General features: G+C 71.7%; 3 protein-coding genes. 2 read left to right on the top strand and 1 reads right to left on the bottom strand.

The features are described 5' to 3' along the window. Positions 1 to 117 precede the first annotated feature (117 nt). Positions 118 to 1,563 (top strand): maltokinase N-terminal cap-like domain-containing protein, encoded by a 1,446-nt coding sequence (locus POF73_RS30060; protein WP_272121728.1) that lies wholly within the window; start codon positions 118 to 120, stop codon positions 1,561 to 1,563. After that, positions 1,560 to 4,214 (top strand): 1,4-alpha-glucan branching enzyme, encoded by a 2,655-nt coding sequence (glgB, locus tag POF73_RS30055; protein WP_272121726.1) that lies wholly within the window; start codon positions 1,560 to 1,562, stop codon positions 4,212 to 4,214. Before POF73_RS30060 ends, glgB begins: the two co-directional genes overlap by 4 nt. A gap of 103 nt (positions 4,215 to 4,317) precedes the next feature. Here glgB and POF73_RS30050 read toward each other — a convergent pair whose 3' ends face one another. Then, positions 4,318 to 6,543 carry a HelD family protein gene (locus POF73_RS30050; RefSeq protein ID WP_272121724.1) on the bottom strand — a complete coding sequence of 742 codons (2,226 nt, stop codon included), beginning with the start codon at positions 6,541 to 6,543 and terminating at the stop codon, positions 4,318 to 4,320. Positions 6,544 to 6,615 lie beyond the last annotated feature (72 nt).

Here is a 6,615-nt window from a genome sequence, read left to right as displayed (position 1 = left end):
CTACTGGTTCCGGCTGCGCAAGGACGCGGCCTGAGAGCCGGGGGGGGGGGTTTCCACCGCCCCGCCCGGGGCACGCATGAGTAACACCCCGACCTCCCGGGGAAAGGACGCGACGCCATGTCGGAAGCCGTCACCCGTACCATCACCACCTCGCCCGGCCTCCTTGCGTCACTGGATCCACTGCTGCGGGAATGGCTGCCGCAGCAACGCTGGTTCGCGGGCAAGGGACGGCCGGTCACGGGTTTCTCCCTGGTGGCGGCCACCGAGCTGCTGCCGCCCGGCCGCAAACTGGGCCTGTACCACTTGCTGGTACGCGCCCACCAGCCCCTCGCCCCCGTGCCGGGCGCACCCGAGCAGCCGGCCGACTGCTACCAACTGCTCATAGGGGAGCGCGAGGCGCTGCCGCCGCGGTTGGCGCCCGCGCTGATCGGACACGTGGCCGAGGGCCCGCTCGCCGGACGCACGGTGTACGACGCCCTGTACGACACCCGCCCCACCGAGCTGCTTCTCGAAGCGCTGCGCACCGGGGCCCGGGTCGGCGCCCTGCGCTTCGAACGGGACGCAAGCCAGGACATCCGGTCCGGTCTGGTGCCCCGCCTGGTCACCTCCGAGCAGTCGAACTCGTCCGTCGTCTACGGCGATACGTTCATCCTGAAGCTGCTGCGCCGGGTCGTGCCCGGCGTCAACCCCGACCTGGAGCTGCCGCTGGCGCTGGCCCGCGAGGACTGCGACCGGGTGCCCGCGCCGACGGCGTGGATCCGTGCCGAGCTGGCCGGTGCCTCGTACGTCCTCGGTGTGCTGCAGCCGTTCGTGCAGGGCGCGGCCGACGGCTGGGAGCTGGCGTTGCGCCAGTTGGCCAAAGGTGAGGACTTCTCCGCCACGGCGCGCGCACTCGGGCGCGCCACAGCCGAGGTTCACACGGCACTGGCCCGTACGCTGCCGACCGTGACGTTGGGGCACACACAGGTGCAGCAGCTGGTCGACGGCATGGTCGAGCGGCTCGACGCGGCGGCGCAGGCGGTGCCCGCGCTGCGGCCGTACGCGCCGGGTCTGCGCTCGGCCTTCGAGGCGCTTGCCACTCTGGCCGCCGAGGGCCACACCTGGACCGCCCAGCGCATCCACGGCGATCTGCATCTCGGACAGTGCCTGCGTTCACCGGCCGGTCAGTGGTGGCTCATCGACTTCGAGGGCGAGCCGTCGAAGTCGCTGGCCGAGCGGCGGATGCCGCAGCCGCCGGTGCGGGACGTCGCCGGGATGCTGCGCTCCTTCGACTACGCCGCCCACTCGGCCGAGCGTCCGGCACCCGGCTGGGCCGAGGCCTGCCGGGCCGCGTACTGCTCCGGGTACGCGCAGGCCGGCGGTGTCGATCCGCGCACCGATCCGGTGCTGCTGCGCGCGTACGAGACCGACAAGGCGATCTACGAGGTCGTCTACGAGGCCCGCCACCGCCCCGACTGGCTCCCGGTGCCGCTGTCCGCGATACATCGCCTCGCCATGGACTCCGGTACCCCGTCCCCCTCCATCCCCGCATCTCCACCTTCGCCAAGGAGGCCCCGCCCGTGACCCCCCGCACCACTCCCTCCAGCGGTTCGGAACCCGAGAACACGGCCGAGCAGTCGGCCGAGAAGAAGAGCGTGGCCAAAAAGGCGGCGACCAAGGCCGTGGAGGCCGCGGAGGCCGTACGGAAGGGGACGGCGAAGAAGGCGACGGCGAAGGCCGCCGGGCAGAAGAAGGCGGCCGCGAAGAAACCGGCGGCCAAGAAGGCCACGGCGAAGAAACCGCCCGCCAAGAAGGCCGCTGTGGAGAACGCCCTGGCGGAGAAGGCGGTGGCGGAGAAGTCCGTCGCCAAGAAGGTCGTGGCGAAGAAGGCCGCGGCGAAGAGCACCGCCGCGAAGGCCACGGCGTCGAAGGGCACCGCCACCAAGAAGCCCGCCGCCAAGAAGATCCCCGCGCAGCAGGCGGCGCAGAAGAGGATCCCGGCGCAGCAGGCGGTCCCGAAGCCGGCCGAGCCCGTGGGGGGCGCCGTCTCGCCGGCCCTGGACGCCGCCGACCGCGACCGCCTGCTCACCGGCACGCACCACGACCCGCACTCCGTGCTCGGCGCGCATCCGGTGCCCGGCGGTGTCGCGTTCCGGGCCTTCAAGCCATTCGCCCTGTCGGTGACCGTCGTGGCCGGGAATCTGCGGGCGGAACTGCACGACGACACGGAGGGGTTCTTCTCGGGGCTGCTGCCGCTGCGGGAGGTACCGGAGGGCTACCAGCTGCTCGTGGCGTACGAGGGGTCGGTGCAGGAGACCGAGGACGCGTACCGTTTCCTGCCCGCGCTGGGCGAGCTCGATCTGCATCTGATCGGCGAGGGACGGCACGAGGAGCTGTGGCGGGCGCTGGGCGCCGAGCCCATGACCCACCAGGCCGTGACCGGCACCCGCTTCACGGTGTGGGCGCCGAACGCACGCGGTGTCTCGCTGGCCGGCACCTTCAACTTCTGGGACGGCACGGGCTATCCGATGCGTTCGCTCGGCGGCACCGGGGTCTGGGAGCTGTTCGTGCCGGGCATCGGCGAGGGCGAGCTGTACAAGTTCGAGATCACCCGGCCCGACGGTTCGAAGACGCTGCGCGCGGATCCGCTGGCCCGCCGGACGGAGGCCCCGCCCAACACGTCGTCCATCGTGCACGCCTCGCATCACGAGTGGGGCGACGAGGCGTGGCTGGAGAAGCGCGGCGCGATCCCGACGCACGAGGCGCCCTTCTCGGTCTACGAGGTCCACCTGGCGTCCTGGCGCCCAGGCCTGACGTACCGTCAACTGGCCGACCAGCTCCCCGCGTACGTCAAGGACCTGGGCTTCACGCACGTGGAGCTGATGCCGGTGGCCGAGCACCCGTTCGGCGGCTCGTGGGGCTACCAGGTCACCGGCTTCTACGCGCCCACGGCCCGCCTCGGCACGCCGGACGACTTCAAGTACCTGGTCGACGCCCTGCACCAGGCCGGCATCGGGGTGCTGATGGACTGGGTGCCGGCGCACTTCCCGCGCGACGACTGGGCGCTGGCGGAGTTCGACGGCCGTCCGCTGTACGAGCACGAGGACCCGCTGCGCTCCGCGCACCCCGACTGGGGCACGCTGGAGTTCGACTTCGGGCGGCGCGAGGTGCGCAACTTCCTGGTCTCCAACGCCCTGTACTGGTGCGAGGAGTTCCACATCGACGGCCTGCGGGTGGACGCCGTCGCCTCCATGCTCTACCTGGACTACTCACGTGAGCCGGGCCAGTGGCTCCCGAACGAGCACGGCGGGCGGGAGAACCTGGACGCGGTGGCGTTCCTGCAGGAGATGAACGCGACGGTGTACCGGCGGGTGCCGGGGGTCGTGACCATCGCGGAGGAGTCGACGGCCTGGGACGGCGTGACGCGTCCGACGCATGTGTCGGGGCCCGGCGGTTTCGGGGGCCTGGGCTTCGGTCTGAAGTGGAACATGGGCTGGATGCACGACTCGCTGGAGTACGTGGCCAAGGAGCCGGTGCACCGCAAGTACCACCACAACGAGATGACGTTCTCGATGGTGTACGCCTACAGCGAGAACTACGTCCTGCCCATCTCCCACGACGAGGTCGTCCACGGCAAGCGTTCCCTGGTGTCGAAGATGCCGGGCGACTGGTGGCAGCAGCGCGCCAACCACCGTGCCTACCTGGGCTTCATGTGGGCCCACCCCGGCAAGCAACTCCTCTTCATGGGCCAGGAGTTCGCCCAGGGCGCCGAGTGGTCCGAGGCGCACGGCCCCGACTGGTGGCTGCTGGACCCGGCGTACGGGGCGGAGCCGGACCACCGGGGCGTGCGTGACCTGGTCCGCGACCTGAACACGGTCTACCGCCACACGCCGGCCCTCTGGCAGCGCGACACCGACCCGGCGGGCTTCCAGTGGGTGGTCGGGGACGCGGCCGACGACAACGTGTTCGCGTTCCTGCGCTACGACGCGGAGGGCGTCCCGCTGCTTGCGGTGTCGAACATGTCGCCGGTCGTCCGTGACGAGTACCGCCTCGGTGTCCCGGACGACGTCCCCGCCTGGCACGAGACGGTGAACACCGACGCCGCGAAGTACGGCGGCAGCGACGTCACCAACCCCGACCCGGTCAAGCCGGAACCCCAGCCCTGGCACGGCCGCCCGGCGAGCATCCGGCTGACCCTGCCGCCCTTGGCGACGGTCTGGCTGCGGCCCGCCTAGACCGCAGCGCCCCTCAGGGGCGCGGGGAACTGCGCGACCAGCCCCCGACGGCGGTTGGTCGCGCAGTCAGCCCGCACTGCCGCGGCGCGGCGAATCCCTGGCGTCACCCCGACATGCCCTCGGCCAACGCCTGCGGCAGCCGACCCGTGTGCAGCACCCCCAACCGCTGTGTCGCCCGGGTCAGCGCCACGTACAGGTCGCTCGTGCCGTACAGCCCCGGCTCCACCACGAGCACCGAGTCGAACTCCAGGCCCTTCGACTGACGGGGGTCGAGGAGTACGACGCCGCGCGTCAGGTCGGGCTCGGCGCCCGCGGTGACGCCGTCCAGCCGGGCCGCCAGCTTGCGGTGCAGATGGCGCGGGGCGATGACCGCGAGCCGGCCCTCGGCCGGCGTGAGCTCCTCGACGGCCTTCGCCACCGCCCCGGGCAGGTCGTCGGTGGCCCGCACCCAGGGACGTACACCGGTGGACCGTACGGAACTCGGCGGTTCGAAGTCCGGGTTCTCCGCCCTGACGACCGCCGCGGCGAGGTCCATGATCTCGGCGGGCGTGCGGTAGTTGACGCCGAGGCGGGTGTGCTCCCAGCGGTCCTCGACGTACGGCTGGAGGATCTTCCGCCATGAGCCGACACCCGCCGCCTCGGCCGTCTGGGCCGGGTCGCCGACCAGGGTCATGGAGCGGGTCGGGCTGCGCCGCATCAGCAGCCGCCAGGCCATCGGCGACAGTTCCTGCGCCTCGTCGACGATGATGTGCCCGAACGCCCAGGTGCGGTCGGCCGCCGCGCGCTCGGCGGCGCTGCGGTGGTCGTCCTCCTCGTGCCGCTCGGCGAACCGCTCGGCGTCGATGATGTCGTGCGCGGAGAGGACCTCGGAGTCCTCCTCGTCCTTGTCCTCGAACTCATAGGTGCGCGAGGCGTACGAGACGTCCAGCACGCCCTGTGCATAGGCGACCTGCGTCTCCCGCTCCCGCTCGGCCAGCGCCCGCTTCACCCGGTCGTCCTCGCCGAGCAGTTCCGCCGCCTCGTCGAGCAGCGGTACGTCCGCCACGGTCCACTCCCGCGTCACGGGACGGCGGATGGCGGCCGCGTCCTCGTCGGGGAGGTAGCCGACGGGGTCGGCGAGGAAGTCGGCGACCAGCCGCTGTGGGGTCAGCCGCGGCCACAACTGGTCGATGGCCGCCCACACCTCGGGGTTCTCCGCGATCTCGTCGCGGATCTGGGTGATGTCGCTCGCGTCGAGGAGGCTGCCGCCGTCGTACGGGTCGGTGCCGACGCGCTCGGCGTACAGCTCGGTGAGTGTGTTGAGGATGTGCCCCTCGAAGGTCTCCCGCGCCACGTTGTGCTGGAGCTTCGCGTCCCGGGTGCGCTCGCGGGCGACCCGCACCAGGTCGTCGTCGAGCATCAGGATCTCGCGGTCGTGCTCGATCGCGATCACCGGATCGGGCAGCGCCTGCCAGTCCCGTACGACTTCGGCGAGGACGTCCGCCATGTCGGCCCGTCCCTTCACCGCGGCCGCCGCCCGCGTGTCGGTCGCCGTCGCCCGCACACCGGGGAACAGCTCGCCGACCGTGGCCAGCAGCACGCCGGTCTCGCCGAGCGAGGGCAGGACCTCGCCGATGTAGCCGAGGAAGGCGGGGTTGGGGCCGACGATCAGGACCGCGCGCTTGGCGAGCAGTTCGCGGTGTTCGTAGAGGAGATACGCGGCGCGGTGCAGCGCGACGGCCGTCTTGCCGGTGCCGGGGCCGCCCTCGACCACCAGCACCCCGCGATGGGGCGCCCGGATGATCTCGTCCTGTTCGGCCTGGATGGTCTGCACGATGTCGTGCATCCGGCCGGTGCGCGCGGCGTCGAGGGCGGCGAGCAGGACGGCGTCACCGGACGGGTCCTCGTGGCCGGTCCGCTCCTGGTCCCCGAGGTCGAGGATCTCGTCGTGCAGGGCGGTGACGGTACGGCCGCTGGTGGTGATGTGCCGCCGGCGCCTGAGTCCCATCGGGGTGTGGCCGGTGGCCAGGTAGAAGGGGCGGGCGACGTCGGCCCGCCAGTCGATGAGGATCGGCGTGTGGTCCGCGTCGTCGGTGCGCAGGCCGATACGGCCGATGTGGTGGGTGGCGCCCGAGGCCAGGTCGATCCGGCCGAAGCACAGCGAGCCGTCCACCGCGTTCAGCGCGGCGAGCAGCCCCGAGCGCTCGGCGACCAGGATGTCCCGCTCCAGCCGGGCCTGCATGGGCGTGTTGCCCTGGGCGAGCGCGTCCGTGACGGAGCCTTCGGTGTCACCGCGCAGCGCGTCCACGCGTGCGTACAGGCCGTCGATGAATTCCTGCTCGCGACGCAATTCACCGTCTTGAAATTCGGTGTTTGACAATTCTGCTCCCGCCCGGATATACTGTGCTCACTGAACTTCACC

It is taken from the genome of Streptomyces sp. HD (assembly GCF_028369295.1).
Taxonomy (GTDB): Bacteria; Actinomycetota; Actinomycetes; order Streptomycetales; family Streptomycetaceae; genus Streptomyces.
This window is presented reverse-complemented; position numbering and strand designations above follow the sequence as displayed.

Excerpts from the sequence above, each read along its gene's own strand:
- POF73_RS30060 (WP_272121728.1), top strand. The coding sequence starts at position 118 with ATGTCGGAAGCCGTCACCCGTACCATCACCACCTCGCCCGGCCTCCTT.